Source organism: Salinigranum rubrum (genome assembly GCF_002906575.1).
Lineage (GTDB): Archaea > Halobacteriota > Halobacteria > Halobacteriales > Haloferacaceae > Salinigranum > Salinigranum rubrum.
In genome coordinates this window covers 23,785-48,519 of record NZ_CP026313.1, presented here as the reverse complement: position 1 = coordinate 48,519, position 24,735 = coordinate 23,785, and the positions used below count along the sequence as shown (strand labels likewise).

General features: G+C 58.0%; 28 protein-coding genes and 1 pseudogene. 18 read left to right on the top strand and 11 right to left on the bottom strand.

The genetic code is table 11. The features are described 5' to 3' along the window. Positions 1–82: 82 nt before the first annotated feature. The gene (locus C2R22_RS24075) at positions 83–2,377 is read right to left on the bottom strand and encodes a Piwi domain-containing protein (protein ID WP_245903128.1); all 2,295 of its coding nucleotides are present in this window, start codon (positions 2,375–2,377) and stop codon (positions 83–85) included. 676 nt (positions 2,378–3,053) lie between these two features. Between C2R22_RS24075 and C2R22_RS24070 the strand changes: the two genes are divergently transcribed. The 3 genes and pseudogenes from C2R22_RS24070 to C2R22_RS24055 all read left to right on the top strand — a co-directional run bounded on the left by C2R22_RS24070 (position 3,054) and on the right by C2R22_RS24055 (position 6,520). Next, positions 3,054–4,448: a DUF4143 domain-containing protein gene (locus C2R22_RS24070; protein WP_103428289.1), complete on the top strand. Its 1,395-nt coding sequence runs from the start codon at positions 3,054–3,056 to the stop codon at positions 4,446–4,448. A 147-nt stretch (positions 4,449–4,595) separates the two neighbouring features. Further along, a pseudogene (locus tag C2R22_RS24065) lies at positions 4,596–4,943 on the top strand (hypothetical protein); the annotation flags it as partial. Positions 4,944–5,623: 680 nt separating this feature from the next. Next, positions 5,624–6,520 carry a DNA-binding protein gene (locus tag C2R22_RS24055; protein WP_103428288.1) on the top strand — a complete coding sequence of 299 codons (897 nt, stop codon included), beginning with the start codon at positions 5,624–5,626 and terminating at the stop codon, positions 6,518–6,520. Positions 6,521–7,037: 517 nt separating this feature from the next. Here the strand turns inward: C2R22_RS24055 and C2R22_RS25500 are convergent. Beyond that, on the bottom strand, positions 7,038–7,925 hold the full coding sequence (locus C2R22_RS25500; RefSeq protein ID WP_162562661.1) for a hypothetical protein: 888 nt from the start codon (positions 7,923–7,925) through the stop codon (positions 7,038–7,040). A gap of 811 nt (positions 7,926–8,736) precedes the next feature. Between C2R22_RS25500 and C2R22_RS27720 the strand changes: the two genes are divergently transcribed. Continuing rightward, positions 8,737–8,817, top strand: a complete 81-nt coding sequence (locus C2R22_RS27720) for a hypothetical protein (protein ID WP_449329048.1) — start codon at positions 8,737–8,739, stop codon at positions 8,815–8,817. Between the two features lie 34 nt (positions 8,818–8,851). Here C2R22_RS27720 and C2R22_RS24040 read toward each other — a convergent pair whose 3' ends face one another. The 3 genes from C2R22_RS24040 to C2R22_RS25490 all read right to left on the bottom strand — a co-directional run bounded on the left by C2R22_RS24040 (position 8,852) and on the right by C2R22_RS25490 (position 11,343). Continuing rightward, a complete protein-coding gene (locus C2R22_RS24040; RefSeq protein ID WP_103428286.1) occupies positions 8,852–10,234 on the bottom strand; it encodes a deoxyguanosinetriphosphate triphosphohydrolase family protein in 1,383 nt (460 codons plus the stop codon). 24 nt (positions 10,235–10,258) lie between these two features. After that, on the bottom strand, positions 10,259–10,504 hold the full coding sequence (locus C2R22_RS25495) for a hypothetical protein (RefSeq protein ID WP_162562660.1): 246 nt from the start codon (positions 10,502–10,504) through the stop codon (positions 10,259–10,261). A 683-nt stretch (positions 10,505–11,187) separates the two neighbouring features. Then, positions 11,188–11,343 (bottom strand): hypothetical protein, encoded by a 156-nt coding sequence (locus C2R22_RS25490; RefSeq protein WP_162562659.1) that lies wholly within the window; start codon positions 11,341–11,343, stop codon positions 11,188–11,190. Positions 11,344–11,473: 130 nt separating this feature from the next. Here C2R22_RS25490 and C2R22_RS24035 point away from each other — a divergent pair, with 130 nt between their 5' ends. Then, a complete protein-coding gene (locus C2R22_RS24035) occupies positions 11,474–12,400 on the top strand; it encodes a transcription initiation factor IIB (protein ID WP_103428285.1) in 927 nt (308 codons plus the stop codon). Here the strand turns inward: C2R22_RS24035 and C2R22_RS27245 are convergent. Both C2R22_RS27245 and C2R22_RS24025 read right to left on the bottom strand, forming a co-directional pair. Further along, positions 12,397–12,885 carry a hypothetical protein gene (locus tag C2R22_RS27245; protein ID WP_103428284.1) on the bottom strand — a complete coding sequence of 163 codons (489 nt, stop codon included), beginning with the start codon at positions 12,883–12,885 and terminating at the stop codon, positions 12,397–12,399. The genes C2R22_RS24035 and C2R22_RS27245 overlap by 4 nt on opposite strands. 17 nt (positions 12,886–12,902) lie before the next feature. Next, complete coding sequence (locus C2R22_RS24025; protein WP_103428283.1) at positions 12,903–13,454, bottom strand: DUF7342 family protein; 552 nt, start codon at positions 13,452–13,454, stop codon at positions 12,903–12,905. Positions 13,455–13,590: 136 nt separating this feature from the next. On the opposite strand from C2R22_RS24025, the gene C2R22_RS24020 reads away from it, so the two are divergent. The 3 genes from C2R22_RS24020 to C2R22_RS24010 all read left to right on the top strand — a co-directional run bounded on the left by C2R22_RS24020 (position 13,591) and on the right by C2R22_RS24010 (position 15,270). Next, a complete protein-coding gene (locus C2R22_RS24020; protein WP_103428282.1) occupies positions 13,591–14,472 on the top strand; it encodes a biosurfactant protein 1 in 882 nt (293 codons plus the stop codon). Positions 14,473–14,610: 138 nt separating this feature from the next. Next, a complete protein-coding gene (locus tag C2R22_RS26770) occupies positions 14,611–14,799 on the top strand; it encodes a hypothetical protein (protein ID WP_103428352.1) in 189 nt (62 codons plus the stop codon). 90 nt (positions 14,800–14,889) lie between these two features. After that, a complete protein-coding gene (locus C2R22_RS24010) occupies positions 14,890–15,270 on the top strand; it encodes a hypothetical protein (protein ID WP_103428281.1) in 381 nt (126 codons plus the stop codon). 138 nt (positions 15,271–15,408) lie between these two features. On the opposite strand, the gene C2R22_RS24005 is transcribed toward C2R22_RS24010, so the two are convergent. Further along, positions 15,409–16,176, bottom strand: a complete 768-nt coding sequence (locus C2R22_RS24005; protein WP_089649930.1) for a DUF1889 family protein — start codon at positions 16,174–16,176, stop codon at positions 15,409–15,411. A gap of 106 nt (positions 16,177–16,282) precedes the next feature. On the opposite strand from C2R22_RS24005, the gene C2R22_RS24000 reads away from it, so the two are divergent. After that, on the top strand, positions 16,283–17,122 hold the full coding sequence (locus C2R22_RS24000) for a hypothetical protein (protein ID WP_103428280.1): 840 nt from the start codon (positions 16,283–16,285) through the stop codon (positions 17,120–17,122). A 6-nt stretch (positions 17,123–17,128) separates the two neighbouring features. On the opposite strand, the gene C2R22_RS23995 is transcribed toward C2R22_RS24000, so the two are convergent. Next, entirely contained in the window at positions 17,129–17,446 is a 318-nt protein-coding gene (locus C2R22_RS23995) for a hypothetical protein (RefSeq protein ID WP_173862854.1), read from the bottom strand. Positions 17,447–17,627: 181 nt separating this feature from the next. Here C2R22_RS23995 and C2R22_RS23990 point away from each other — a divergent pair, with 181 nt between their 5' ends. From C2R22_RS23990 to C2R22_RS23950, 9 genes are all read left to right on the top strand, one after another. Further along, complete coding sequence (locus C2R22_RS23990; protein ID WP_103428279.1) at positions 17,628–18,290, top strand: DUF6735 family protein; 663 nt, start codon at positions 17,628–17,630, stop codon at positions 18,288–18,290. 74 nt (positions 18,291–18,364) lie between these two features. Then, positions 18,365–18,781 (top strand): hypothetical protein, encoded by a 417-nt coding sequence (locus C2R22_RS23985; RefSeq protein WP_103428278.1) that lies wholly within the window; start codon positions 18,365–18,367, stop codon positions 18,779–18,781. 106 nt (positions 18,782–18,887) lie between these two features. Continuing rightward, complete coding sequence (locus tag C2R22_RS23980; RefSeq protein WP_103428350.1) at positions 18,888–19,379, top strand: hypothetical protein; 492 nt, start codon at positions 18,888–18,890, stop codon at positions 19,377–19,379. A gap of 3 nt (positions 19,380–19,382) precedes the next feature. Further along, complete coding sequence (locus C2R22_RS23975; RefSeq protein WP_103428277.1) at positions 19,383–19,748, top strand: DUF7568 family protein; 366 nt, start codon at positions 19,383–19,385, stop codon at positions 19,746–19,748. A 78-nt stretch (positions 19,749–19,826) separates the two neighbouring features. Further along, positions 19,827–20,222, top strand: a complete 396-nt coding sequence (locus tag C2R22_RS23970) for a DUF7567 family protein (protein WP_103428276.1) — start codon at positions 19,827–19,829, stop codon at positions 20,220–20,222. Between the two features lie 78 nt (positions 20,223–20,300). Beyond that, positions 20,301–20,705 (top strand): DUF6166 domain-containing protein, encoded by a 405-nt coding sequence (locus C2R22_RS23965; RefSeq protein ID WP_103428275.1) that lies wholly within the window; start codon positions 20,301–20,303, stop codon positions 20,703–20,705. A gap of 17 nt (positions 20,706–20,722) precedes the next feature. Next, a complete protein-coding gene (locus C2R22_RS23960) occupies positions 20,723–21,031 on the top strand; it encodes a DUF7389 domain-containing protein (protein ID WP_103428274.1) in 309 nt (102 codons plus the stop codon). An 18-nt stretch (positions 21,032–21,049) separates the two neighbouring features. Beyond that, a complete protein-coding gene (locus C2R22_RS23955) occupies positions 21,050–21,271 on the top strand; it encodes a hypothetical protein (RefSeq protein ID WP_103428273.1) in 222 nt (73 codons plus the stop codon). A gap of 72 nt (positions 21,272–21,343) precedes the next feature. After that, entirely contained in the window at positions 21,344–22,024 is a 681-nt protein-coding gene (locus C2R22_RS23950) for a DUF6166 domain-containing protein (RefSeq protein WP_103428272.1), read from the top strand. A gap of 727 nt (positions 22,025–22,751) precedes the next feature. Here the strand turns inward: C2R22_RS23950 and C2R22_RS23945 are convergent. Beyond that, positions 22,752–23,348, bottom strand: coding sequence for a transcriptional regulator (locus C2R22_RS23945; RefSeq protein ID WP_103428271.1), 597 nt, complete (start codon positions 23,346–23,348; stop codon positions 22,752–22,754). Beyond that, positions 23,345–24,715 carry a GIY-YIG nuclease family protein gene (locus C2R22_RS23940; protein WP_103428270.1) on the bottom strand — a complete coding sequence of 457 codons (1,371 nt, stop codon included), beginning with the start codon at positions 24,713–24,715 and terminating at the stop codon, positions 23,345–23,347. Before C2R22_RS23940 ends, C2R22_RS23945 begins: the two co-directional genes overlap by 4 nt. Positions 24,716–24,735: the final 20 nt, after the last annotated feature.

Sequence of the window (24,735 nt, the reverse complement as noted above, 5' to 3'; positions counted from 1 at the left end):
GTCGGCAAAACGCCTCGCACCGAAACGAGACCCGACCCGAATCCGCCGCCGCACGACGGGCCGGCGCGCTGGCGTCGCGTCGTCATACGTACGGCACCCCGCGGATGAGCTCGCCGTTCAGCAGGTAGCCCTTGCGGGCGTGGTCGGCGCACAGATCCGCGTAGTACGTCGTGATCGGGAGCCGCGTCGAGCGGCTCACCGAGCCGACGTGCGCCTCCGACAACCAGTACGCCTGCCGCGTCAGCGTCTGTAGGTCGGTCGAGCCGTGCCGCTTGATGAGCTGGATCGGCTGTGGCGTCCCCGGGAGGCGTTCGGGCTTGCCCGTGGTGGCGAGGTAGGCGTGGTCGGTGTGGTTCGAGACGAATCCCGTACCTTTGTTCGCGACCTCGAACGCGTCGCCGGTGTAGTTCGCAATCCGGGGGTTCCCGCTCTTGCGGATCTCGACCAGGTCGACCTTCGGGATCAGGTCGCCGCCCCTGTCGAGCCGGTCGACGAGGTCGTCGACGTCGAGGTAGAACTGGCCGTCGCGGTGGATGACGATGTGGTTCGGCGAGCGGTTCTCCTCGCTGGCGTACACCTTCAGGAGGGTCTTGATGATGTCGACGACGTCGTCGACTTCGAACGTCTCGCCGGCCTGCTGCGACACGGTCTGTGACGCGAGGATCGTGCCGTCGGCGAGCACGACGTTCGCGCTCGCGCCACGGTGCAGGCCGGTGTCGAGGTCGTACGTGACGTCGAGCCCGATGAAGACGTCTGTGTCGCCCGGGACGTCGTGGATACGCCACGGGATGCCGCCGCACTTCGCGACCAGACCGGACGCGATGTTCGCCTGGTACCGCTCCTCGTCGAGGTTCGACACCAGCACCATCTGCGACGGGACCTTCGCTTGCCCCCACTGCCGCTTGAACTCCGGGTACGGATCGGCGATATCGGGGTACTGCGCCAGCCAGTCGGGGTCGGGAACGACGGCGACGACGCCGTCGTACTCCGCGGCGTCCGACGCGACGTGCGTGTACTCGAACTCCGACCCGAGCGTGTACGCCTCCTGGTCGAGCCTGGTCGGGTCCGCGCCGTAATCGTTCAGCGTCGTGATGAGGAGTCGCAAGAACTCCTGGCTCTCTTCTTCCTGCTGGTCCGGGTAGACCGCGAGCAGGTCGAACGACTCGGGGCGCTGGTAGACGCCGTAGTCGTTCAGGCCGCGCAATCCGTACGACGCGGTTCGGTCGGCGCGGAACCGCAGGTTGTTCGTTCCGGTGTTGACGGCGAGCTCGGAGTAGCAGTCGTTCACCGGGCGCGCCTCGAGGGTGAGGCCGAGCGCCGGCGTGGTCCCGATCGATTCGACGAACGACGATGCGGCCGAGAACCGCTGTTTCGGAGCGAGCCGAGTCCTTCGCTGGAACTGGCTGTGGAAGTCGGCGTCGACGCGTTTAAGCTGGTCGAGCGACGGGACGACGCGGCAGAGCTCGAGGACCTGAAGCCCCGTGGCCGAGCCGTAGTCGATGCGCGCCATGGTAGGGTCGCCGGCGGTCAGGCTGTCGATCACTGCGGGATCGACGTAGCCGTGGTCGCGGTGGTACGCCGCGATCGACGACCCCATCTCCGGGACGCGGTCGGTGTAGCCGGTGTCGGCGAGCTCGGCGACGGTCCCGGTCGCGGAGTTCGCGTAGACCTCGGTGTCGTGTTCGACCCTGACGCCTTCGATATCGTAGCCCCGGCGGACGTATTCGGCGGCGGAGAACGTCGAGGCGAGGTGGAACCCGACGTCCACGCCGCACAGCACGGTACCGTCCGGGTCGACCCAGACCCGGCACTTGTACTCGCGCGACGCAGTGAAGTCGCCGCTTGGCGCGCTAAAATGCGGCGAGTGCTCGACGATTGAGTTGATCGCGTTCACCTCGTACGACCCGTTCAACGCCGACTTGATGTCCTGCTTGACGAGTTCGCAGAGCGGTTCGCGGTCGTCGAACGACTGCGCCGCGAGCGTCTCGGTGTCCCGCCGTTCGGGACGCACGGTGTAGTCGCCGACCGACAGCTCGTCGGTGAGTTCTTCGACGGCGTACAGGCTAAGCGGGCCGTTCGCCGTGACGGGCGCGCCCGAGCGGTAGCGGTAGTTCGCAGCGACTCGGGCGGTGAACCCGAGCGCGCCGTTCTGGACGTCGTCGTCCGTGGGGTCGAGCCCGCCAGGGACGTCGAGGTCATAGGCGTAGACGTCGAGCGTTGAGAGGTCACCGAGTGGGAAGTGCAGGAGGTAGTTCCCAGGCGCGAGCAACTGACCGGTGAGCGAGTTGCCGCCGTCGGCGGTCGGCTGCTCGGTCTTCCGCATCGAGGACGCCGGCACGAACTCGTCGTCGGTGCCTTCGTCACTGCCGATTTCCACTGGGGGCCGGTGTCGTTTGCCGCGTCCGGGGCTTCGTCGAGTCGTTCGATTTCGAAGTCCCACGACGGCACCAGCTGGAGCTCGTTCCACGGGCCGTAGTAGTTCCCCTTCGCTGCTGTGAGCGTGTACCAGCTGCCGCGGTCCCACTCGTAGGCCGCGCAGTCGTTGCTCTCGAATACCACGAGCGGGACCGACGCGCCGTCGGCGTCCTCGAAGAGGACCTTCCGGGCGAGAGAGCCCTTGTCGATCTCGATGACGTCCGTGAGTTTGAGCGTGATCGTGAGCTGTTCGCCGTCGACGATGTCTGTCTTCGTCTTCATGCCTGATTGCCTCGAGCGGGTGCGCGCCCCACGCCACGAGACCGGCCGAACCGGATCGGCACGCAGCCCGCTTGATTCGCCGGACTCGGTGTCCAGGCGGGCTGTGTGCTCCGGAACCGAGCGTCCAGCCAGGTCGGTTGGTGACGATGCATACTCGGCACCAAATGCACCGGGGAGCATAAATGTTCGGATTAGGTGCATCAGAGTGCAACAAGAGAATATTATTATTGAATAGATAGCGTCACGTCAATATATAAGAACAAAATATAGACTCATCATAAAGCATAAGATGCCGTACTGACTAGCACCGCTATGTCGACAGTACGGTTGCAGCGCGACCTACCGCTGTACAACCCGTGGTGGGAAACGAGCCAGCCCCCGACCGCGGCCGACACGCCCTACCGCAAACCCCGCCGGAGCGACTACCATTACCACTACGACTTCGTCCGGGACGAACGGTTCTACGCGCTCGTAGGCGCGCACGGCGCCGGAAAGACCTCGACGCTCTACCAGATCATACACGACCTCATCGTCAACGAAGAAGCGGCCCCCACGAACGTCGTGTACGTCTCGCTCGACAACCCCTTTACGGCACCGATGACGACCGATTCATCCTCGACGTCCACGACTGGTACTCCTCGTACATCAAGCGGAACGCGAGCGAAACCGACCAACCGACCTACTTCCTGCTCGACGACGCCCACCACATCGCCGGATGGGCAGACCAGATCGAGTCCCTCCTCAAGAACACTACGGACACGCACTTCGCGATCACCCTCCCCGTCAAAGACGATACCCTCGACCGATTCGAATCGCACACCGAGCATACGAACTCGATCCTCCGCCCGCCGAAATTCATCGACTACGCCAACGCCGAACACGGCGTCCCCAAACCCGATAAAGACGACTACATCTACCCGATCCGCGCTTCGCTCGACAGCTCCAACGACGTCGATATCGCATCAGTCGTCGACCGTTGCTTGACCCTCCAAAACGAGCTCGCCGAAACCGACACACACCCCAGGTCGGTCGTCGAGAACTACCGCTTCGAAAGCGGACTCCGAGACGAGAGCGGAGAAGCCCCGATCAAGCAAGCACTCCAACTCACGATCTTCCGCGACGTCCTGGAATTCTACTCGATCGAAGACCCCGGCGACCTCTACACGCTCTGTGGACTCGTCGCGCAAACCCCGACAAGCGAGTTCGAGTTCAGCGACCTGACCGAACTGCTCGAAACCGACCGCCGCACTATCAGGAAATACCTCGCCATCCTCGAGGACTTCTTCATCCTCGCGCACTCGTACAAATGGGGATACGAACGGCACCGCTCGCTCCGCATGTACCTCATCGACCCGCGCTTCGTGATTGCCCTCAACACCTACTCAGATACCGATCCTGACTCGAGACCGGATGACGTTCGACGCCAACTCACTGAAGCCGTCGTCTACGACCACCTCCGCCGCCTCGCATTCAACCTCAACTATCACAGAGACATCGACATGCCCGTCCAGTACTGGGACGAAAGCGGCCACACAGTCGAATACGTCCTCGACATCCAAGGCAACCCCCTACCCATTGGGCTCACTCAACGCCGCGGAGAAGACGCCGCCGCCGCCGCTGTAACAGCATTCATCGACTCAACAGACGACGCCTCCCGAGGCATCGTCGCCGGCGAGGACATCACCAACCCCTACACAACAGACGACTCCATCCTCCGACTCCCACTCTGGATGCTGCTGTACATCTGCTGAACGGCCCCCCGGGCAACCGTTTTGGCAGCCCCGTCCGATTCGTCGGCCATGGTTGACATCGAATGGGCAATGACGCAACTCGCCGTCTTCCACCGAGGCTGGACGGCCGCACACGACGCCGACGAGGCGTCCGAATGATGCAGTTTCGAACCCCCGCCCATCGACACCCCAATCGACGAGGGGTGGGCGACTGTTGCGGCGCCGCTCGAGTTCTCCCAGCCTGTCGTCTCGCGGGTAGTGGACGGCGTCCAGCGGTACATCGCGAACGCCGACGACCGGCCTGAGGATGAGGTTGATCGCGCCGACGCCGCGCTCGCCGCGCTGGTTGCCCAGCATCTCAGTGTGGGGACGGTGACGGAAGTCTACATCTACACGACGGATATCGCGGCCGGCGAGGGAGCCGAAACGGTGCTCGCGAGCGAGGGCTATGGAGACTCGGTGACGTTCGTCAGCGGCTTCCGGTTCATCGAGGACCTGGTCGCCGGCGACAGCTGACGGGATTCAAGCCTGATTCGCGGGGAGAAGACACTCGAAAGCCCTCGGCCGCTCGACGTCCCGCGACCGCCGCTGCGTGCCTCGTGCCTGTGGTGCTTGCGGGGTCGGGGGACGTCCGAGGCGGCCTCGCCCTTTCTGAGTCCGCCAGGATATCGGCTGTGTCACTGAGCGTCAGGCCCGGTTGAACGGTGTTTCACTAACGGCACGCACCGCTCGCCGCATTCCGCCCTCCGCGTCGCTCGCGACCGACCATTCCGGGCGGTCTGCCTGCAGTAGCGGGCGGACTGCCGGGCTAAAGTGAATCTGGTCTCGACGCCAGCATTAAGCGCGTTTTCGGTTGCGCCCCTCGCGGGCTTTCGCGTTCCAGCGCTTTGGGCCGTTCCGCGCGGCGAGTCATACCACGACTCGCCGTGCTCACGACCGTCGCCCTGGACACGGACCCGCAGTCCGGACCGGACACGAGAAACGGCTTAAAGCTGGCCGCTCGCTCCGGGCGGGTCGACGCGCGGTGCTGGTTGTGTGGCCTCCCTATGGCGCGCTCTCGCTCGCGCCCCAGGGGGCGCTCGCGAAGGCGCGAGCGAGAGCGCGCAGATGGTTCTGTCGGTCGTTGTCGTCGGAAAACCGCGATGGTGCAACATCGCGGTGTCGGCGCGTAAGCGCCTTCGGATCAGTGAGATCCAATGTCAAGTAAGAACGTCTTTGGTAATGAGGTTTCGGTCGATGAACAGGCATTCGAAAAGGCGGACGAAGCGGCGGTCGACGAAGACGGCTTCGAGGTCGTCGATGAGACCCCGGAGTTTCAGGCGACGGTGCAGATGGAGGTGCAGGCAAAGGTCGATGCGAACCACCCGGACGGGATGGTCGACACCAGTGACGAGCGGATCTACGGTGCGACCCTCGAACAGGAAGAGCGCATTCGAGCGCGGGAGGCAGAGCTGGAGCGAATCAGTGCCCAAGCAGAGCTGGGGACGCAGGAAGGTCGGGAGAAGCGAACGCGAGATATCGCAGCGAAGCGGAGCGCTGAGCGGCGTGCAGAGTTCCAGAAGCGGGCGGCGAGCGTGAATCCGATAGCTGACCCGAAACGAGGTGATCCCCGTGCAGAACTCACGCAGGAGCAGTTGGCGGCGGTGAACAAGCAGTCGATGCGGCTGGCGAAGAAGCTGGATGGCTGGTCGCGAGCAGCGATTGGTCGGCGGCTGGGTGAAGCCGTGGTCGGTGGGAAAGGCCTGATGAGCGCGGTTGTCGGGGTGTTCGAAGAGTTGCAGACTGCGCCCGGGACGGTGGTTCCCATCGGAAAGCTCGAAGACGTCAATCGCAAAGAGGTGAGCATCGAAGGTCGTGTGACGGTGCTCTGGGAGAGCAGCTCGCCGGCCATTCAACAAGTCGGCCTCATCGAGGACGACAGTGGGAAAACGAAGCTGACGTCGTGGGTGGCGAGTGACCAACCCTGGATCGAAGAGGGCGAACGAGTTCGCATTCACGGGGCGGCGAAGAACTGGTACAATGGGCGCGTCTCCGTGGCCCTAACGGGATGGAGTACCGTGCATTTCCCCGAACGCGGTCGGTGGTGGGAGTAGCCGGTCGTCGCACCCTTCTTTTTTGCTACGTGCCGGACCGACCCAGGCCCCGCCGCCCCACCCTCCGCTCCGTGCTCGCTCCCACAGGTCGCTGCGCGCGCAGCCACAACCTCGGATATGGGTCTGACATTTATTACAGAGATTTGCTACGCGCTTAGCCGCTGCCACACTCTCTTGTGCTCCGCTGCCCCGCGCTGGATGTCGATGATTCGCCTGTCGGTTACGACGATCGCGTCTGACGCGCTCGCTCTTGCCGCATTGATTTTCTCACCCTCTGCGAGGTGTGGTTTGATAGCTTCTTGAATTCCCATCCATTGTGATTATCTTCTTCATTGAAGAATACTTGAATCTATATCTATACTATCGAATCTGGAATTCAGAAACGGGTGACGTGGCTAAGTTTTACACAGTCTCTGATTCGAACCACTGGTTCCGACCCTTGGCCTTTGATTGAACAACTGAGCAAAATTGACCTTTATATGTATTCACGGTCCCCGCTACAACGGAAGTTAAGATTTCATCTCTCAACACGCCCACCGATATCAACATGCTCTGGAACCGATTCATACGATATACGTCCTGTTCGTATATTCCATAACCAGTCGAATGTTTCTCCGCAATTAGTACACTCTTTGCCCGCTTCCTTCCAAAATATATAATGACCACACGAATGGCATTGAACATCATCAAATAATGTTTCAGGTCGTTGTAGGTCGTCACGTCCCGAATCCATCTCATCACGGCCTCTATACCAAGCCTTGTTCCAGAATTCGGTCGAGAAGAACGGTGCAAAATCAATTTCGAGTTCAACAGGGGTATTTTCTGTCCAGTCGACTGGGTCGTCGAATAGGGCGTTCCAGTCCGAATTCGTATATACGAGCGTTTCAACGCACTCCGGCGGGAAAGTTACGGCTGTGTTCCGCGCTGCGTCTACACTAGGAATCGCTGCTTCGAGTAGGAACTGATCTGATTTCCCGGGATTAAACAGTGATTCCCATGTTTGCTCAGACCATATCCGCTGAGCGTGGCTATCAAACCATTCTGTGGGAAGTCTCGCGGGAATCACCGTATCTCCGAGTTTCCACCGAACATCTTCTAAAATGTACTGGGAAGCATGCCAATAGGCAGGATAGTCATCTGAACTATGTGAGTGCTCTGGCCAGACTGCATCACGTGCACGGCTTCGAAGGTCGACTTCAGTGAGTCGACAACGATCTGGAGCGAAATCGCTCTTATCCAGCCACACAACCGCAAACTCTTGGGCGATGTAGTCGGCCGTTGTACCTTGGATGTCTTTACTGACGTTCTTATGCTGGACCTCTGCGACAATTCCCTTTCCTAATTGTGGGTCCGGACTTTTGAACTCAAGTACAACGTCTCCGACACGTCGATTACTCGATGACACTGGTGCTTCTAATGCGCGCTCCAGCTCACAAGTCTCCATCTCATTTTCAAAGATTTGTATGAGCCGACTGGCCGCCAACGATTTCCACTTTAGATGTTTGTCCGACTCCGCGACTGATTCACACGCTGCCCCCCCACCGCTTCCTCCAGCTCCAATGTCCCCGATATGTTTGAAATGCCGAGCGCGACCGTCTGATGACCGTCTCCAGACACGCATCCGTTCCCCACACTCAACACAGATTACATCTGTTTTCGAGGGCACCTGCTCTGGTGCCTTCTTTTCATCGTTGTGATACGCAATCCAAGGCAACAGGAATCACCCGTGTTCTACCGAACAATTTCGGCAGGTACAGACTTAAGCGATGCCGAAGTGAGGTGAAAGTGAAGTCTGGAAGTTCCTGTCGTGCGCAGCATTCACAGCGCTCTTCCCGAGGAAAGGTAGAGGCGGAGACCCACCTGAGCACCGATTCGAACCGTTGATTCCGCCCCTCTGCCTTCTTAATCAGCTCTCGATTGAATGATTCTCCATCGTTCCCGTGATGTACTCGACGGTGGCAGTTGGGACAGATCCCGATAACGTTCTCTGATATAGCTGCTTGTAGCTCTCAGTCATCAAGCACGAGGTGCCACCTTGTGTCAATAAACATTGGCTGTAACTCAAGTCGAGATAGTTACTGAGAACCGAGTCGGTAACACTGATTAGATGGACGGCGACTCAGCGGTGTTGGCCTTGCTCGACGCCGCGCTCACGCACTTGGTGGAGTCCACGTGAGAACTTGGAGAACTTTCGGGACTGCTACCCGCCACAAGATGTGAGAGATTGTCGTAACAGGCCAGTTCTCAGGCTTCAGTATCGGACGAGTATGGGGGAGTCGACGGAGACGATTTACTGAATAATATCTCCTAAACTGATTAATTAAGCCCTTGTCAGGTCACGATTTGGTCTCGAATGGACCCAGGTGCGCTTCCTGTAAGACGTTCGTACATCAAAATTGTTTGCTGCTCAGTCATACTGCAGATGATATCTGCTGCTGTACGAACACGCGTTTGTTTTGTTCCTTCTTCTTTTTGATGTCTAACTTCTTGCTTGAATCTGTAAGGGACCATTCCAACATCTTCAGGCATCAAGTCTTGTTCTACTTTATCAAGCGCTTCGCTATCATCGGGCAATGTGCATCCATATAGTATGTTAAACAACTTCTCGACTATCTTTTTCTCTCCACGTTGTTGTGAGGATAATGACGGGTTGCTTATAACGTAGTAATATGTCATCTTTTTCAGCAACTCTACCTCTTGTTTCATATTTTCGTTAATATCCAAATATGGTGCATCGTCAGCGGTGTTCTGCAGTGCGACTCCCTCTTTCTCTCGTCCGACGTACCTGTTTATCAATGTCGATGAAAAGTAATCTAGCTGCTTGCGCTCTTTTCTTGTTCCACGGTAGGGGGTCAGTAGTGTTTCTCCTCCCGTTTTTCTCAACCAATCCAATATCTCTCGGCCTCTACCCCATGTGATATCTGAATGGTTTTCTATATATTCGAGGAACTCATCCCTCTCAACGGAGCGTTCGAGCAGTTGTTCTAGCGGGATAATCCCCGCTCGATAGAAATCTTCCATATCATGAACCGCGTAGGCGAGATCATCTGCCCAGTCCATTATACAGGCTTCAGGACAGGGACGTTTTTCCTGACTAGATAGTGTACGTGCTTTTTCAAACACATCCGTCTCTGTCGAGTAATGGCCCCATTTATCGTATTCGTTTACGCCCCACTCGTTTTTTTCAGATTGGTCATCTCCGCGCTCCCAGGGGTACTTAATTAGGGCATTGAGTGAGGCCATCGTGAGATTTAGCCCTTCCTCTACCTCATCATGAGCTGAAAGCCGTGCCACTGTTCGAAAGGACTGTGCATTTCCCTCAAACCCATCATGGACACCAAAGTCTTCGGTGATGACTTTGTTCAATGTTTTTTCTGCCGCATGTCCAAATGGGGGATGGCCCAAGTCGTGTCCTAGTGCAGATGTTTCAACAACGTCTGGATGAATCTCTAATCCAGAGGGTACATCAGGACCTTCGGTTTCATTGAGAAAATACTCGGTGATACGCCGTCCGATTTGAGCTACTTTTAGGGAGTGGCTCAGTCGGTCATGAAATGTGTATGACTCACCAACCCTAGCAACTTGAGTCACACCCGAAAGCCGCCTAAACGCATGAGTATAGAGAATTCGGTCTCTATCGCGTTGAAAAGCATTTCTCTGGTCTCTCTTCGACGAGCCTACAAGGCGTTGGGAACGTTCAAAAGATTCACTCATGAGCTTACTCGGACTCGATTGTATCTACTCGTCTTCCTCTAGAGAGTAACGCCGATCAAGAGTAATGGCAACTTTCCCCTCGTTCCTCAATCCATGTATCAATTTTTGAGTAACAAACTCGTCATCAAATTCTAGTTTTGAGGTAATTTCGTCATGACTCAGCGGCCCGCTATCTTGGAGCAACTGAACCGTTTTTTCAGCAGCTTCCTCAAATTGATCTTCGCTTAGTTCACCCCTTGCCTGCTTCGTCCCTTCGTGCTTAGACGTCATAGTTGTGTAGACAGGTGGTGTTGTGTGTTCGCCATTATAATTGTATGTTCTCGCTGCAATATTATATTCGCCGAGCTGAACTTAGATATTTGCTGGTTTATTGTGTCTTAGCGTGTTTCTTATTGAGTTCTTATAGCTTAAAATCCTGTTAAAATTGTTCTGGCGAGGCCTCCCGTTACATTCGGCTGAGCTCTGGTTTCAGGGCCTCAGGAGATCGGGGTTCCACTACGGCAGTCACACGCGTCCTGTTCTGCCTGTTCTGGTACACGGGAATGCGAACAGGTGGCGCGAGCGACAGATCTGGATGATTACGACTTAGACGACAACGCCATCGAGCTGGTCCACCACCCCGAAGAAGACACACCGCTGAAGAATGGGACCGGTGGGTAACGATTCATCGCTCTGTCTCTGAGATTGACGGAGATTTTCGACGACTATCTCGGGGACCTCGGATTGATATCGAAGACGAGTACGGCCGCGAACCGCTGCTGACGACCATACAGGGTTGGCCGGCGACGGGAACGGTTCGAGATATCGTCTACCACTGGACTCGACCGTGCTACATTGGGAGCCCGTGCCCGCACAACCGCGACCCCGGGGAGTGCGACGCGGCGAACAGCGGAGCCCCGACTGGGTGTCACTCGGTATGTTCCCCGCACGACATCCGCTCCGGCGCAATCACGTCACACCTGCTCGAAGACGTCCCGGTCGAAGTGGTCAGCGACCGGATAGACGTCAGCCAGGACGTCCTTGATCGTCACTACGACCGACGCACCGAGCGCGAAAAAATGGAACAGCGCCGGGAGTACCTCTGGGACTAACACGATGTTCGATTTCACACCCTCATGGCTAGGGTTCCGCGCATATTCTCAAATCCTGCACCCGCGTTGGGTCGTTCCGTTTGATAGCGTTTCTTGACCCCTCAATGGGTGAGGGGCTCGACATAGAGCAATTCCCTCGGTGAGAACAATGGCAACGAGAGACATCTATGAAACTGGCTTCGACGAAGACGTCCGAACGGAGTCGAGTGCGAACCAGTGTCCCGAATGCGACGGACGGGTCACGACGAACGCGGTCGAAACGGTCTGTGAGGACTGTGGCCTGGTTATCGACGAGCAGCGTATCGATCACGGCCCGGAGTGGCGGGCGTACGACAAGGAGGAGTGTGAACGAACGGGCGCCCCGCTCACTGCGGCCCGCCACGATCGAGGCTTGTCAACGGAGATCAGGCGTGGCACCGACGCGAAGGGGAACGAACTCTCCGGGAAGAAGCGGCGGCGACTCGCTCGAATGCGCCGTGAGCAGACCCGTGGTCGTTGGCGGTCGAAAGCGGAACGGAATCTCGCACACGGGCTGGGCGAGGTGCGCCGACTGGCGAGCGCCCTCGAACTCTCTGATTCGGTTCGTGACCAGGCGTGTCAGCTCTTTCGGAGTGCTCAGAATGAGGATCTGCTTCGAGGCAGATCCATCGAGGCCATCGCCGCGGCCAGCGTGTACGGGGCCTGCCGGTGCAACGGTCGCTCGCGGTTGGTAGATGACGTCAGCGAGGTGGCCCGCGTCGTGGAGTCCCGGGTCACGAACGCGTACAAAACGCTGAACGAAGAGCTGGGCCTCCCCGCTGAGCCCGTCTCCCCCAGCATGTTCGTGCCGCGACTCGCCTCGGACCTCGAGTGTCCGGACGAGATCCGTCAGCGAGCCCGAACCCTCGCGGAGCAAGCTGAAGAGCGCGGCGTAACGACTGGCGTCCATCCGGCCGGGTTTGCAGCGGCCTGCCTCTACAAGGCCGGTCGCGAGGAGGGGCGATGGCTGACGCAACGTGACGTTGCCGAGTCCGGGGATGTCACGCCAACCACAGTTCGGACGCATCACGAGACGCTCGATGAACTAGCTGTCTAGACCGGCCAAGTAGGGAGCGAAGGCGCCCCATTCTCCCAGCGAATTGCCTCTACCGCCGCCGGGAACTGCTGTAGTCGGTCATCGAGGACGGCGAGTGGGTGCGCATCAAGAAACGTCGCGCTATGCCGATCGACAGGCGTGTCTTCGTAATTGAGTTGGATGTGGCAGGATCCAAGGTCTGGATGGTCGGCATCTTGGTGGAAGCCGAGCATCAGATTCCGCTCCGGTTCGACCCAGTTGATGCGGTAGTATTCGTGGTCGACGCCGGCGGGGTACCAGAAGCGAATCTCCAGCCGTGCGGTCTCCGCGTCGTAAGAGTCACTCAGGAACGTCGTTGGGTCAACATCCGCGATGACGTACCGGGGTCGGCGTCGAGACGGGCGATAGCGCACGTTCTCACACCCAGCCTGCCTCGTCAATCGGTCGTGAACGTCGCGGAGGAGGGTCCGCTGTGTATAGCGGTCCCGACCGGCAAGAAAGATCATTCTGTGAGAGAGGAGGATTAGCTCGTGGCGCGGTCAGCTACGTCGGTCATCTGTTCGCGGGCGGCTTCCACATCCGAATAGAGTTCCAGTGCGTGTTTGATGAGGCGGCGATCCTCCTCGTTCTCGCGCCAGAACGCGATGACGTCACGCCGTTCTCGGAGCTCGACACTTGTGAGGTCGCCGTCGGCGAGCGACTGTTCGAGGTCCTCCCACGTCTCGACGTCGTAGGTCGCCTGCCACTCCTCAATCTCCTCGGTAATCGCGGCCAATTCGTTCCGCAACTCCTCGCGCGTGTTCTCCTCGATGAGCGTGCGGATTTCCTCGAAGAGCAGTCGCGTGTAGTCCGGCTGGTAGCGCGTCGTCTCGCCGGCCTCGACGCGGCGCAGCTGGCCTTGGTCGACGAGGTCCTGGAGCTCCTCGTTGGTCGTGCTCCAGGCGGCGGCGGCCTGCTCGCTGATCCAGTTAACCGACCGGGGTTCACGAAGCGTCTCGGCGACGGCTCGAATACGGTCGCGAGCGCTCATCGACTCAGTCCACGACTGGACGCCATTCCGTGGGGATTCCGACATGCTTAGCACCTCTTACAACAGGGTTCGTGCCATACTCCCATATATGTTTGTACCTTCTCGCATAATCGAGAGTTCGTTACGAGCATAGTCGTCCGGACATTGAAATGCGAAACCGACAGAAGCTACGAGCCAACCGATGCACAACAGATATTCTGACTTTGAGGAACTGCGGCCGACCGGCGAGGCGTCCCACATTCCAGACCAGAGGCTGGACGACGGGTGTGAGGGTGACACCCGGCGGCAACGCGTCGCGACGACCACGGGTGGCTACCCTGACAAGCCGTCGACCACCGACGGCGAGTGCCGGTCCTGTGGGGCGTCAGTCCCAGACGGGCAGACGAAATGCCGGTTCTGTCTTACCAACCATCTCGGTAGTGAGGCCACCAGCACGGACGAGTCAGCGTCGACGACGTACCTCGGTATCGTCCACCTGGTCGTCGAGTCGGCCACGTTCTACGGCGCCGTCGCGAAGGGTGGCGCCGCGGCGAAGCTCCTCACTGCCAACGACGCGGAGTCGGCCGTCGACGACTACACGCTCATCTACGATCTCGACGAGGCGCCGGCGCGCCAGCTAGCCGAGCAATGGCCCTCACTCCCCGATGCGGTACAGGTCTCGTCAGAGGAGGGAGAGCGGCTTCTCAGTGCCGCCCGTGACCGGACTGGGTGGCACGGGCAGGGAGCGTCCGAGCGCCAAGAGCAGGCCTCGACGCGGCTCTACGACCAGCGAGGGAACGGCATCCACGACGCGTCGCGTCTCACTGAGGTCCTCGACGACGCCGACGACGCGGTGTGGGTGGTTCCTGCGATGGCGTTGACCGAATCCACAGGCGAGAGTGCGACTGATCGTCAGGTGTCGTCGGTACCGACGACTCAGGAACTCGACTGTCAGAGCTGTGGACGGGCAACCGACCATCGGTTCAAGACCCATGAATCGATCCCAGATGAGGCGTGGACGGGCCAACCGATCTGGGAGTGCCGGGTGTGTGGCTCGGCTCGCTACGGGCCCAGTCTCAAGTAGCCCCAGTGCTGAGCGCCGATTAACCAACAAACTGCGAGTACCGTCGAGGTTCGTTGGTTAAGGTCGTGACTTCCTCCAACCCCGACGCCAGTCTCGATGGGGAGTCTTTCCGCGCCGGCGAGCGGTGAGGCGCTTCCGATGGACCAACAGTTCAAGCAAGGCTACCGGATGCATCGTGTACTCAGCAATCTCAACCGACTTGACGTCGAACGATTGGACGACGCGGATCGAGAGCGAGTCGAGACAGCGAAAGATCTCCTGGAGGAAGTGAGCTTTCTCACGCGGCCGGGCGACGGATCCGGGGCAGACGCCCACGCAGACTCCTAACTGGAGTCGCCGGCCACGCCAAGCGAGGTGCGTCTCGCGTCGGTTTATCGCCCCGACAGGGGTGCGGGGGCGACCCCGTGAAGTCCAGATATGGCCACACTGCAAGCTGCGACGACGTCGACGGGCGCGATCGTATCGGATCCGCAGACAGTCCGCGAGCTCTGTGAGAGCTACTGCTTCGGGACGCTCGACTGGGAGGTCACTGAGGAGGGCGAGCTCACCATCTGGGGGTACGATGACTTCGAGGTGTACGAGGCGCAGGAGAACGGCCTCCCGGACTACGCGGGCGGCATCGTGACCCACGAGTTCTTGCGAGAACTCGCTGACCATCTCGAAGCCGACGAAGAGTTCGATATCCAGACGGCGGGGTTCACCAAGTGCCGCTTCCCAGTCCTGGCCAAGCGGTACGTCGTTCGCGATGGCGAAGTCCTCCACGCGGACCTCAGTCCCCCCGACCCGATCGACGAGTAGCAGTAGTTTCCGATACTGTTTCTTTATTTAGAGTGAGAGCTGAAACAGTTGGTCAGTACAGAGCATAGATGCATCAGAGCGGTCACTACAGGGACGTGAGCAAACGGAGTGAAAACGATCTCCGGCAGTTATATTGGATTAATTAACATTTGCGGCGTCTTTCCACTGGTTCATAATGTCGTTGCTAAGACGGCCAGAGTCGTACTGGAAGCGTTTCCCCGTTTGGACGCCTTCGGCGACCTCTTTTACGTCATCGGCATAATCCGGGTCCCAGCCTTTTTCAGCGACTAACCAGGCTCTGATTGCTTCAGGATCGAAGCTGATGCCGTTGCTATGGAGGGTTTTGAAGATCTCGATACAGGTAGCACGATCTGACGAATGCGTGATCCCAGTCGAGGTGTTGACCAATGCATCGAGCGTGTCGACAGCTTCCTTGGCGACCGGATTATCGATTTCTGGTGCATCGCCACTCGCATCTGATTGGAGTGCTGACGCGCCCCAGGTATCGATCCAGAACTGGACGGTGTCCTTCGACCAAGGCACGACGAGCACATCGGTCACACCATACATTCCGTCAATCTTGTCCAGCAGGTCTTTGTCTGGGTAGATAGCAAGGACAGGACCGCTTTGCCACCCTGATGGATCAATCCGTTTCGTCATCAGCTGGATCTCTGCTTCACCGACGCCGACCGGCTTCTTTTTATTCAACGCCTTTGCTGCCTGGTCACCGATCACAGTAGATACGACACCGTCCAGCTGCTTTTTCGTGTTTACTGCCAAGACAGCATCTCGTTTCTCTTCATGCTGCTCACCGAGCTGTTGCACCCACGCAAAGGCCAGTTCGACAGCCTCCTCATTTGGCCCCTCGGAATCGATGAACCAAGATGTCCTGTCGTTTTGACTCATAATTCGGTACTTCTCAGCAACTCTTGAAAAATCAGGTGGGTATGTCTGATTGAGGCTGCTCTCCTACGACTTATAATACTGGTCTGTGAATACTTGCAGTGATAGGATGTCGGTTGGGCAGTACGTGACTGAGCGGTTCATCGGGAAGCTCATCCTTGCCTGGCTTGCTGCCTTGATTCTCGCAGGGATCGGAACCGTCTATACACCATTTTCGCTCGTGGAGATTGCTGGTGTGATCGGTATGTTAGGCACTCTGGGTATTCTAGCGATCCAAGTCCACAACACGTCGAACAATAGAGTCGAGCCGGAGGACGCTGGCGAGTACGTGGACGGGACTGATCGGTCCGATACCAGTGACGATGTGGTGAATGGGGATGGAGATGGGGTATCGACGGAGCATGACGTAGGTGCGACAGAGGGGTTATCGGCGACCGAGCGGCGGGTCCAGAATGAATTGATCCGTGAGTCATATTGTAGGTTTACAGAGCAGCCGTTTACGTTCTGGCCGAGTCCACAAGGTGAACGGCTACGCAGCTATCTCAACGATGAATTCGAGGACGTTGATGAGGACGTGATCGATAAGGTGTGGCGGTTCTCAAAGGATGATGGGTTCTTCAAGCGGCGGCCAGGGAAGCGGTCACTGACGATTACACCGACGACGCTGTGGCGAGCAAAAGAGTTGGGTGAGGAACTCTTGTTGAATGACGCGGTTCAGGATGAAATCCTGGACGTGTTACTCCAGTCATACCGATCGGATCCTACCTATCCACGGGTTGATCGTGACGAGTTGATTGAGGCAGTGGGCCGGTCGTCAGACGTCGTGGATCATAACCTCTGGTTGCTCCGAGAGAAAGGATACGTCGAGACACAAGCCTACATCAATTCGAGTGACGGCGGGTACAGTGAGGCGGAGATCACCAAGCTCGGGCGGCAGGTCAGTCAGTAACTCACTTCAGTTGAATTGACGTTCAAGGAACCGCTGAGCCGCAGTCTGAGACATAACTTCCCACGATGGAAAATCCGTGTGCTCGTCGACATAGGTATCGAACTCATCCTCCGGGATGGCCTCGAAATCGTCCTCGTCCTCAACATCCCATTGACTTGCCTCAAGCAACGCTTCGAAAGAGTCGAATTCTGTGTACAGCTGCATGAACTCCTCTGTGAACAATTGCTCGAACGGGATCTCATTCTGCTCGTTCATCCGGAGCCCTGACTGCTCCTCTAACGCCTTCTCTATGTTCTTCTTGAACTCGCCGGCGTCAATATCCATACACGCATTTACACTGACTTCGTTCAAATAACTAAGCAATTCTACTTACCGATTTAGCCGCCCCGATTTCACTACTCATCCCGAATAAAGAAGCCTCGATAGCAACTACTGGTAGCGTTGTTCGTCCCCGAGAGGGGTGCGGGGCGATCCAGTCGCGGTCGCCCCGTGAGGTGATTGCTCGATGGGACATCGCGCACTTGTTGCGTACGAACGCACAGACGGACAGTACACGCTCCACTACAGCCATTGGGGTGCAGCAAACCTCAAGCTCAAGCGCCGAATTTCGGCTGAATCGCCGTTCGGTGGCGACGACACCGACTCCAAGTGGGCGAAACAGCTCCTCGCAGAGTTGGCCGATGGCCTCGAGGCAGATGCCGTCGACGGCTACCTCGCTGGCGAGGATCGACCGTCGACGGTCGTCGAGCCGAAACCCCGCGCCACCGGGCTCACCCTCGACGAGATCGTCGCGGACCATCTCGACTACCTCCACCACGAGGCGTTCTTCGTGGTGTCGACGACGTTTGAGGTGACCGCCTATCGGACGCTGTGGTTCGGGCTCCAGTACGACTCGGAGACGGTCGAACAGGGAGAGACAGTCGGGAACGGCGCGCTCGCGACGGTGCGCTGGTACGACGGCGAGCCGGTCGGCGACGGCCACCTGCAGGGCCAGTTCGCGGCCCTCAAAGACGTCGTCGGCGATATGCTCGACAAGGGCGTCTTCACGCCGTCGACGGCGAGACAGTACCTGAAACGGAAGCTGGCCGAGCGAGTCGGAGACCGACAGGAGCTGCTCATTCCGACCGGAGAGTCACCCTTCGAGAAGGCGAGCCTGAACCACTCCTAGTTCGATCTGCTTCGTGGCAGGTCCTGTTTTTCCGGGGTCAGAATGGGTGAGCCCCGCCATAGGCTCGTGATTCGATGACCTCAGACGACGACCCGTTTCACGACTGCGAGTTGGATCCCGAGGCGATTCTCGGGACACACACCTTCGAAGACGTCCTGTTCACCGACGAGACGGAAACCCCGGTGAACGTCCTCACCGGCGAGACACCGGCACATTCGCAAGCAACCGTCGAGGAAGCGAAGGAGTTCGCTGCGAGTATCGACACGGAGACGCCCCAGATCGCGCTCCCGGCGTCGGTGGAGACGCAAATCGAGACGCAGAGCAAGCCCTACACGTCTGCTGCGTTCTTCCACTTCAAGGCGACAGGCTCACTCGAGCGTCACCGCGCCTACCACGCCGCCTACGACTCGGACGCGTTCACCGTCGATTTCGAAGCGGACTACGAGTCCGGGAATCTGACCATCACTGTCGACCGAGCGGACGAATCCTGAGACGCAACCGCCAAGGCAGGTTTTTCGAGCGCCGGCGATGGGTGCCGGCGCAGCAGGAGCGAGCGAGCAACGACTCCGGGTGCGTTGGCGTTTCGAGGTGTTCGAGATGCACATGGTGATTTACTCCCTCGTAGAGGCATCGACCCACGACGACGCCCTGGCCACCGGAAAGACGGTGTTCGACCGACTGGTCGGCGCGGACCCACACGCCGGCGCCGTCTTCGATTACTACGTCTGTTTCGATGAGGAGGACACGTCCGTTGCGGGGAAGGCGCGGTGGGGTGAGTTGCCGACTGCAGCCCCCGTCGACTCCAAGGACGGCCAGGAGCTCCTCGAGAAAGGCTGGGAGGCGACGAAAGAAGAGTTCGAACGTAATCTCGACCGGGTGAAAGACGCTATCGAGGAGCTCTCCGACGAGGAGATCATGCGCGACGAGGACCTCGCTCGGCACGCATTCCATCAAGTTGGCGCGTACGACGGGCCATCGGTGTTCCTGTACACCCAGCACGCGAGCGGCATCCGCCATCGCGAACAGTTGGATCGAATCCTGGAGGAAAGCGAGGATCTCTGGATCGTCCCCGCCGATGTCCACTTCTAAAAGATGCCCCGGATTACGAACTGGCGACTGGAAAATCGTACGCCTACACTCGAGTATCGGAATACTGAGACCGGTGCCCGAGCCGTTTTGCATCGAGCCCCGGACTCCTACCGGTACAAATGGCGTGGGGCGATCCTCGTCGACGGCTACCCGGTCTGGTCGCGAGGGTATGAGACAAAGGGCGCGACGGCGTTTCGGAACGCGCTCCGTGACAGACCAGCACCCGAACTGAGTTGTCCGGAGTGTCTAAACGGCGACGTGGTCGTCAGAGGGAAAACGGCTGACCGCGAGAAAGTTCAGCGCTGGTTCGAGTGTCGGAACTGTGGATACGAAGCAGCCTCAGAGATCGTATACGGCGCCGAGCGCTAATTGATCGAGAACGCGTTAGGAGCTGGTTTTTCGTCCGGGCAGGAGAGGGTGCCCCGGTTTGACCGGGACGATCCAACGATGAGCCTCGAAGTACTCAACCGTCACAGTGAGGCACTGTTCGAGTTCCTCTGGTGTCCTGTCTGCGGACACGAGGTGTTCAGCCACATCCCCTTCGAGGGCGTGTTCTGCAAGCACTGCAACACACAGGTGGAACTCCAAGAGTCGCAAGAGGATCGTGGCTACGAGGAAGCGGTCCTCATCTGCTTCGATACCGACACGACCTGGAATCTACATGTCGACGAAAAACTTCGTCGTGACCTGCCTGACGGGTCGGCTCGGGTGAAGATTCTCGGCGCACCGGGTGCCTACGAGGTCGACTGGTGGAGTCCGGAACCCAGCGACGACTGGGAGCCGGTCGAGCGCGGTGAATTCAACGACATGGAAGAACCTGCTGAGGTGTCTCACTTGGCGTAAGGAGAGGCGTTCGTTGGGGAGTTTTTCACCCCCTGAAGGGTGCGGGGGTGCTCGAACAAGCCCCCCTCGAACAGAACCATGAGTTGGACAAGTGATTCACATCCATCTGGAGCGTCACACACTTCGGATAAGACCGACGTCGTCTACGTCGGCTACCGACAGCGAGGCCGCGCAATCATCGAAAAGTATCCTGGCCGTGAACCACTGACCCCAGATCGGAGTCTCGATCTGGCGAACCACAGTCCCTCGGGCTTCGAATGGGGGTACACGGGGAGTGGCCCAGCGCAACTCGCGCTCGCCCTCCTGCTCGATTACACCGACGACGAGGACGTCGCACTGGCGGAGTACATGGCGTTCAAGAACGAAGTCGTGAGCCGATTGGAGTGTAGTGGTCCCGAACAGCGCTGGCGACTCACCGGGTGTGAGATAGATGCGGCCCTTCGTGAGACAGTCGATGAACCAGTCGCACCGTCCGTCAACTAACAGTCAGAGAGCAATCCATGCCAGAACCCACCCAGCAGTCCCGTACGAACGCAGAATCGACCGAGAACAGTAAGCAACAGGCACCAACCGAGTACGTCGAACGAAGCGATGTCGGGGTCTCCCTCACCGTGAAGCTCAAGCGTGGAACTGGTACCAGGGATCAGGATGAGGTGATCGCGAAAGCGAAAGGCAAGACGCTCGAGGATGCCCGAGAGGATATGGAATCCCTTCGGGGATACATCCACGATCTCGCCGAAGACGCCCGCCAGATCCAACCGGGGAAGACGACGAGTAGCGAGCAGGTGCGGTCTATTTCGCCTCTGTGAGAGCGGAGGCGATCATCAGTGAGCAACTCAGAAGAGCAAGAACGAGATTCGAACGGGCTGTCGCCAGCACAGCGACTCGAATCGCCAAACACGCGACTCATCAACGCGGGAATCGTGACGATTCACGATATGGAAACGCTGCGAGCATGTGTCGCGTACGAGAACGCGAATCAGCAGCGTGTTCGGATTCTTCGCCAGCTCAAGCAGCAGGCCGACGAAATCCGTTCACAGAACGACTGAATCACTGCTCGTGGAGGCTGTTTTTCACCCCCGGTAGGGGTGCGGGGGTATTCGACGACCCGCGTTCGACACATGAAGACAGATCCGACCGACTATCCCAGAACAGACGTACAGACTGCGAGCGACCCCAGCCCGATGAACAAAGCCCCTGTCGAGTATGTAGGGATGCGCGTCGATGGCAGACCGGTCATACTCAATCTCACTGAACACGAGCGACTTGTCCCCGATCGAAGCCTCGATCTCATACGACAGAGTAGGCCGAGATTCGAGTGGGGCGACACTGGCAGCGGTTCGGCACAGCTCGCCTGCGGACTCCTCCTCGATTACTACGACGACGAAGCCGTTGCCTCCCAGCACTACATCCAGTTCCGCGATGACGTGGTGAGCCAACTGGAGTGCAGTGGACCAGCCAATTGCTGGCATCTCACCGGCGATGACATCGAGGCCGCATTCGCGGGCGTCAACAAGCACGAAGCACTCACGCCGGATGGTGGAACGCCAACCCCTTCACTTCCAGTAAACTGGAGTGCCGTGAATCGGTCAGAACGGACAGTCTTCCAGCGGCGAGACATCGACCACTACGTCGTCCTCGGTGAAGGGACCGAGGAGTGGCTGCTCCTGCTCTGTGCGCAGGGCGACCGTGCGTATCCGGTCCCACTCGACATACGTACCGTTCCGATTGAGGAGGATCCTGCTCCCGCCGTGCAGGAACTCGTTGTTGAGAGCAACGACCTCGTCGAGCCGGAGGCATGAGATGCTTAACCAACACGTGGGGTGGAGCCATTATTGTTTTTTCCGTCACCAAGCCAACAATCTGGAAGTACACTTATTATGACTCATCACAGACAACAGATGTGTATGAGCAAGGAACCGTCTGGAGAATACTGTCCTCACTACGGCTGCGATGGTGTAGTTGACTTTCTATCAACCTATTGTCCTACTTGCGATCGTACCATTTCTGAGCGTCAGTGGGACGTTCACGCATACTGTGAGTGTGGGAACAGTGTCTCCTATCCCGCATCAGAGTGCTGGAAATGTGGCCGCCCAGTCGGAAGGTGGGCGTTCCCTATTGCGAAGGTATGGGATGAGTTCGGTCCTCGAGAAGATCTTGCTGTCGCAGTAAATGCCGTTCCACAGCCAGAAGACATCGGGCTGACACGGACGATGGGTTTACCCAGTGGACAGCGTGCAAATTATCGAATCGGTCAAATCCACATCAAAGATCACGAATCGTTCTTTGCGGTTCACTGGGATGAGTGTGATCCAGATATTGACCCCGTTGGTCACCTAGTTAACGATGCACCGATAGTCGGTCTTGTGGTAGCAGGTAGTATCTTGTACGGGTTAAATCATCTTAACAAATAGATGTCTACAAGCCACTGTCAAATTCTCACTAATTTTTAACAGGCTATTGCTAAGTCTCTTACTTCGGTGAGCGTTATTACTCGGATTCCAGCCTTAGAAACACCACCGGTTCGACTTATTCTGTGAGCTCCCAGGTGATGACGAAACCCTGCTGATGGACTGGGTGACGTAATCCCGTGAACTCAGCGATAGTTCGGGTTTTGAGTGGCAAATCGTACCAGTACGCCACATCTCTCACAACCTTCTCTGCCAGTTTCGTGGCGTCCATCAGTGGGAACGGCCCATCAGCCGGCTCGTAGTAGAGCCCAAGAAGTCCGCCTCCGGTCTCGAATCCGCTTTCAGCGAGCTTCTTTGCGTCAGCAACAAGCGAATTCGAGAACGGACTGTAGACCGTTGAATAGGCTGCCGGTTCAATGTCACCGTTGTCGCGATAGAATCGAAGCAGCTTCGCTTCAACCGGAATCTTCGACCCATCGCTCTCGAGGAGAATGTCACATCGCTGTCCGCTGTTTGGGTAGGGGACCTCAGTCTCCGTGACATCATACGAGGTAGACTGCTGTCCAAGTCGTTCAACGAGCCGATCTACCTGGTCTTCTTCATCAAACGCACCGATACCAGGCTGCCATCGATGGTGTTCAGCTGTTGCGTCGATCTGTGGAATGACGTCGGCAACATCGCATGCAAACTGGTCAAGAATCACTGCCCTAGTCATCGGACTGCCTCGAAGGAGAATTCGGTTGTCTTAATCGGTGCGTCGTCGGGGACATCGCTCTTGTTCAGTAATCGATCCGGAAATGCGGCCTGAGCAACGCCGATCAGCTGTGGCTCGACCTCGGCGAGATACGCATCGTAGCCGTACGGCCCGGTATGCAGCTCCTGGTTCCACGCCTTCACCCAGAGATACACTGGCTCTTTGAGGCGATGTGTGCCCTGCTCAAACAGTTCGCTCGCCCATGGTACCTTCCGCGTATCATCTTCGAACAGCGCCATCGAGAGCTCGCCGACGTGCCAGTAATTCCCATCGCCCCACCGAGCGAAGCTCCGGGTACTCGACCGTTCAGCAGCAATTTCTGTGAAATTCGCACTCAGTTCGTTCTTTTTCCCGTACGCTTCCGCCTTTCCAATATAACGCGGGACTATCGTTAGTCGGTCTCTCCCGTCGGTATCGACGAGCTGGAACATGAGATAGAGTAACCCCTCATATCCGGCATCCCTGACCCCACCGGAGTGAACGCATTTTCGTCCCTCTGTGCGAATCCGCTCGTCGATGGCATCAGAGCGTTTGAGGCGACTAGAGTCAGTGAGCGCAACCTGCAGCTGGTCATCGGTCTCGAATAGTGGTATCGGGTCAACCGTCGATTCGTCTACAAAGTCCGGGTAGACATATCTCTTGAGCCAGTGGGTCCACAGTTCGGCTTTCGAGTCATGATCAGTGAGAAGATCATATCGAGGAGGTACGTCTGCTGTCCCTTGTTTTCTTGATTCAGCCGTGAGCCAATTGTGGCCAGCGAGTCCGATTTCGTGAAGGACTTGATTCGGCACGAACTCTCGGTTAGTCATGGTCCGCCGATACTCCGGGTGTGCATAGATGAATCCAATCAGTTTCGCCTCGAGCTCCTGCCGATAGGTTTCCACACCGTATGGACACGCATCGAGCGTCTCGACGTCCAGAATCCAGACGTAGAGTTGTGAGTGAGCCGCCTCGCGAACCGCCGCAATGTGGTCGTATTTCGAGAAGCTTCCCCACGAACCGTCGTCTTCCCAGTCGTCAACCGGGAGAGCTTCATCGATTTTCTTGTAGTGCTGGTAGATTCGAGACCCGATATTTCGGGATTCGCCGACGTACACGGGAGTGATATCTGAGGGAGTATTGATTGGCCCATCCGCTAAGTAAATCAGATACAGATATTCGCCGTCGTTCTTGCCGTACCGATAGCTATCGAGCGCATTGGTGGTTGCAAGTTCTTCATCAACGGTAGTGAGAAAGGGAACGGGATCCGGCTGGCTCGGGTCACGAATATCTTCAAGGAGAGTATCATCAAGCCAGGTAGTCCACAAATCAGCCTTCGAGGCAGTCATCTAATTGGCAGTTATCTGCT

What these genes read in the sequence shown, in the direction of transcription:
- C2R22_RS24055 (WP_103428288.1), top strand. Translation starts at nt 5,624, where the DNA reads ATGTCAAGTAAGAACGTCTTTGGTAATGAGGTTTCGGTCGATGAACAG.
- C2R22_RS24040 (WP_103428286.1), bottom strand. Translation starts at nt 10,234, where the DNA reads ATGAGTGAATCTTTTGAACGTTCCCAACGCCTTGTAGGCTCGTCGAAG.
- C2R22_RS25495 (WP_162562660.1), bottom strand. Translation starts at nt 10,504, where the DNA reads ATGACGTCTAAGCACGAAGGGACGAAGCAGGCAAGGGGTGAACTAAGC.
- C2R22_RS24035 (WP_103428285.1), top strand. Translation starts at nt 11,474, where the DNA reads ATGGCAACGAGAGACATCTATGAAACTGGCTTCGACGAAGACGTCCGA.
- C2R22_RS27245 (WP_103428284.1), bottom strand. Translation starts at nt 12,885, where the DNA reads ATGATCTTTCTTGCCGGTCGGGACCGCTATACACAGCGGACCCTCCTC.
- C2R22_RS24025 (WP_103428283.1), bottom strand. Translation starts at nt 13,454, where the DNA reads ATGTCGGAATCCCCACGGAATGGCGTCCAGTCGTGGACTGAGTCGATG.
- C2R22_RS24020 (WP_103428282.1), top strand. Translation starts at nt 13,591, where the DNA reads ATGCACAACAGATATTCTGACTTTGAGGAACTGCGGCCGACCGGCGAG.
- C2R22_RS26770 (WP_103428352.1), top strand. Translation starts at nt 14,611, where the DNA reads ATGGACCAACAGTTCAAGCAAGGCTACCGGATGCATCGTGTACTCAGC.
- C2R22_RS24010 (WP_103428281.1), top strand. Translation starts at nt 14,890, where the DNA reads ATGGCCACACTGCAAGCTGCGACGACGTCGACGGGCGCGATCGTATCG.
- C2R22_RS24005 (WP_089649930.1), bottom strand. Translation starts at nt 16,176, where the DNA reads ATGAGTCAAAACGACAGGACATCTTGGTTCATCGATTCCGAGGGGCCA.
- C2R22_RS24000 (WP_103428280.1), top strand. Translation starts at nt 16,283, where the DNA reads ATGTCGGTTGGGCAGTACGTGACTGAGCGGTTCATCGGGAAGCTCATC.
- C2R22_RS23995 (WP_173862854.1), bottom strand. Translation starts at nt 17,446, where the DNA reads ATGGATATTGACGCCGGCGAGTTCAAGAAGAACATAGAGAAGGCGTTA.
- C2R22_RS23990 (WP_103428279.1), top strand. Translation starts at nt 17,628, where the DNA reads ATGGGACATCGCGCACTTGTTGCGTACGAACGCACAGACGGACAGTAC.
- C2R22_RS23985 (WP_103428278.1), top strand. Translation starts at nt 18,365, where the DNA reads ATGACCTCAGACGACGACCCGTTTCACGACTGCGAGTTGGATCCCGAG.
- C2R22_RS23980 (WP_103428350.1), top strand. Translation starts at nt 18,888, where the DNA reads ATGCACATGGTGATTTACTCCCTCGTAGAGGCATCGACCCACGACGAC.
- C2R22_RS23975 (WP_103428277.1), top strand. Translation starts at nt 19,383, where the DNA reads ATGCCCCGGATTACGAACTGGCGACTGGAAAATCGTACGCCTACACTC.
- C2R22_RS23970 (WP_103428276.1), top strand. Translation starts at nt 19,827, where the DNA reads ATGAGCCTCGAAGTACTCAACCGTCACAGTGAGGCACTGTTCGAGTTC.
- C2R22_RS23965 (WP_103428275.1), top strand. Translation starts at nt 20,301, where the DNA reads ATGAGTTGGACAAGTGATTCACATCCATCTGGAGCGTCACACACTTCG.
- C2R22_RS23960 (WP_103428274.1), top strand. Translation starts at nt 20,723, where the DNA reads ATGCCAGAACCCACCCAGCAGTCCCGTACGAACGCAGAATCGACCGAG.
- C2R22_RS23950 (WP_103428272.1), top strand. Translation starts at nt 21,344, where the DNA reads ATGAAGACAGATCCGACCGACTATCCCAGAACAGACGTACAGACTGCG.
- C2R22_RS23945 (WP_103428271.1), bottom strand. Translation starts at nt 23,348, where the DNA reads ATGACTAGGGCAGTGATTCTTGACCAGTTTGCATGCGATGTTGCCGAC.
- C2R22_RS23940 (WP_103428270.1), bottom strand. Translation starts at nt 24,715, where the DNA reads ATGACTGCCTCGAAGGCTGATTTGTGGACTACCTGGCTTGATGATACT.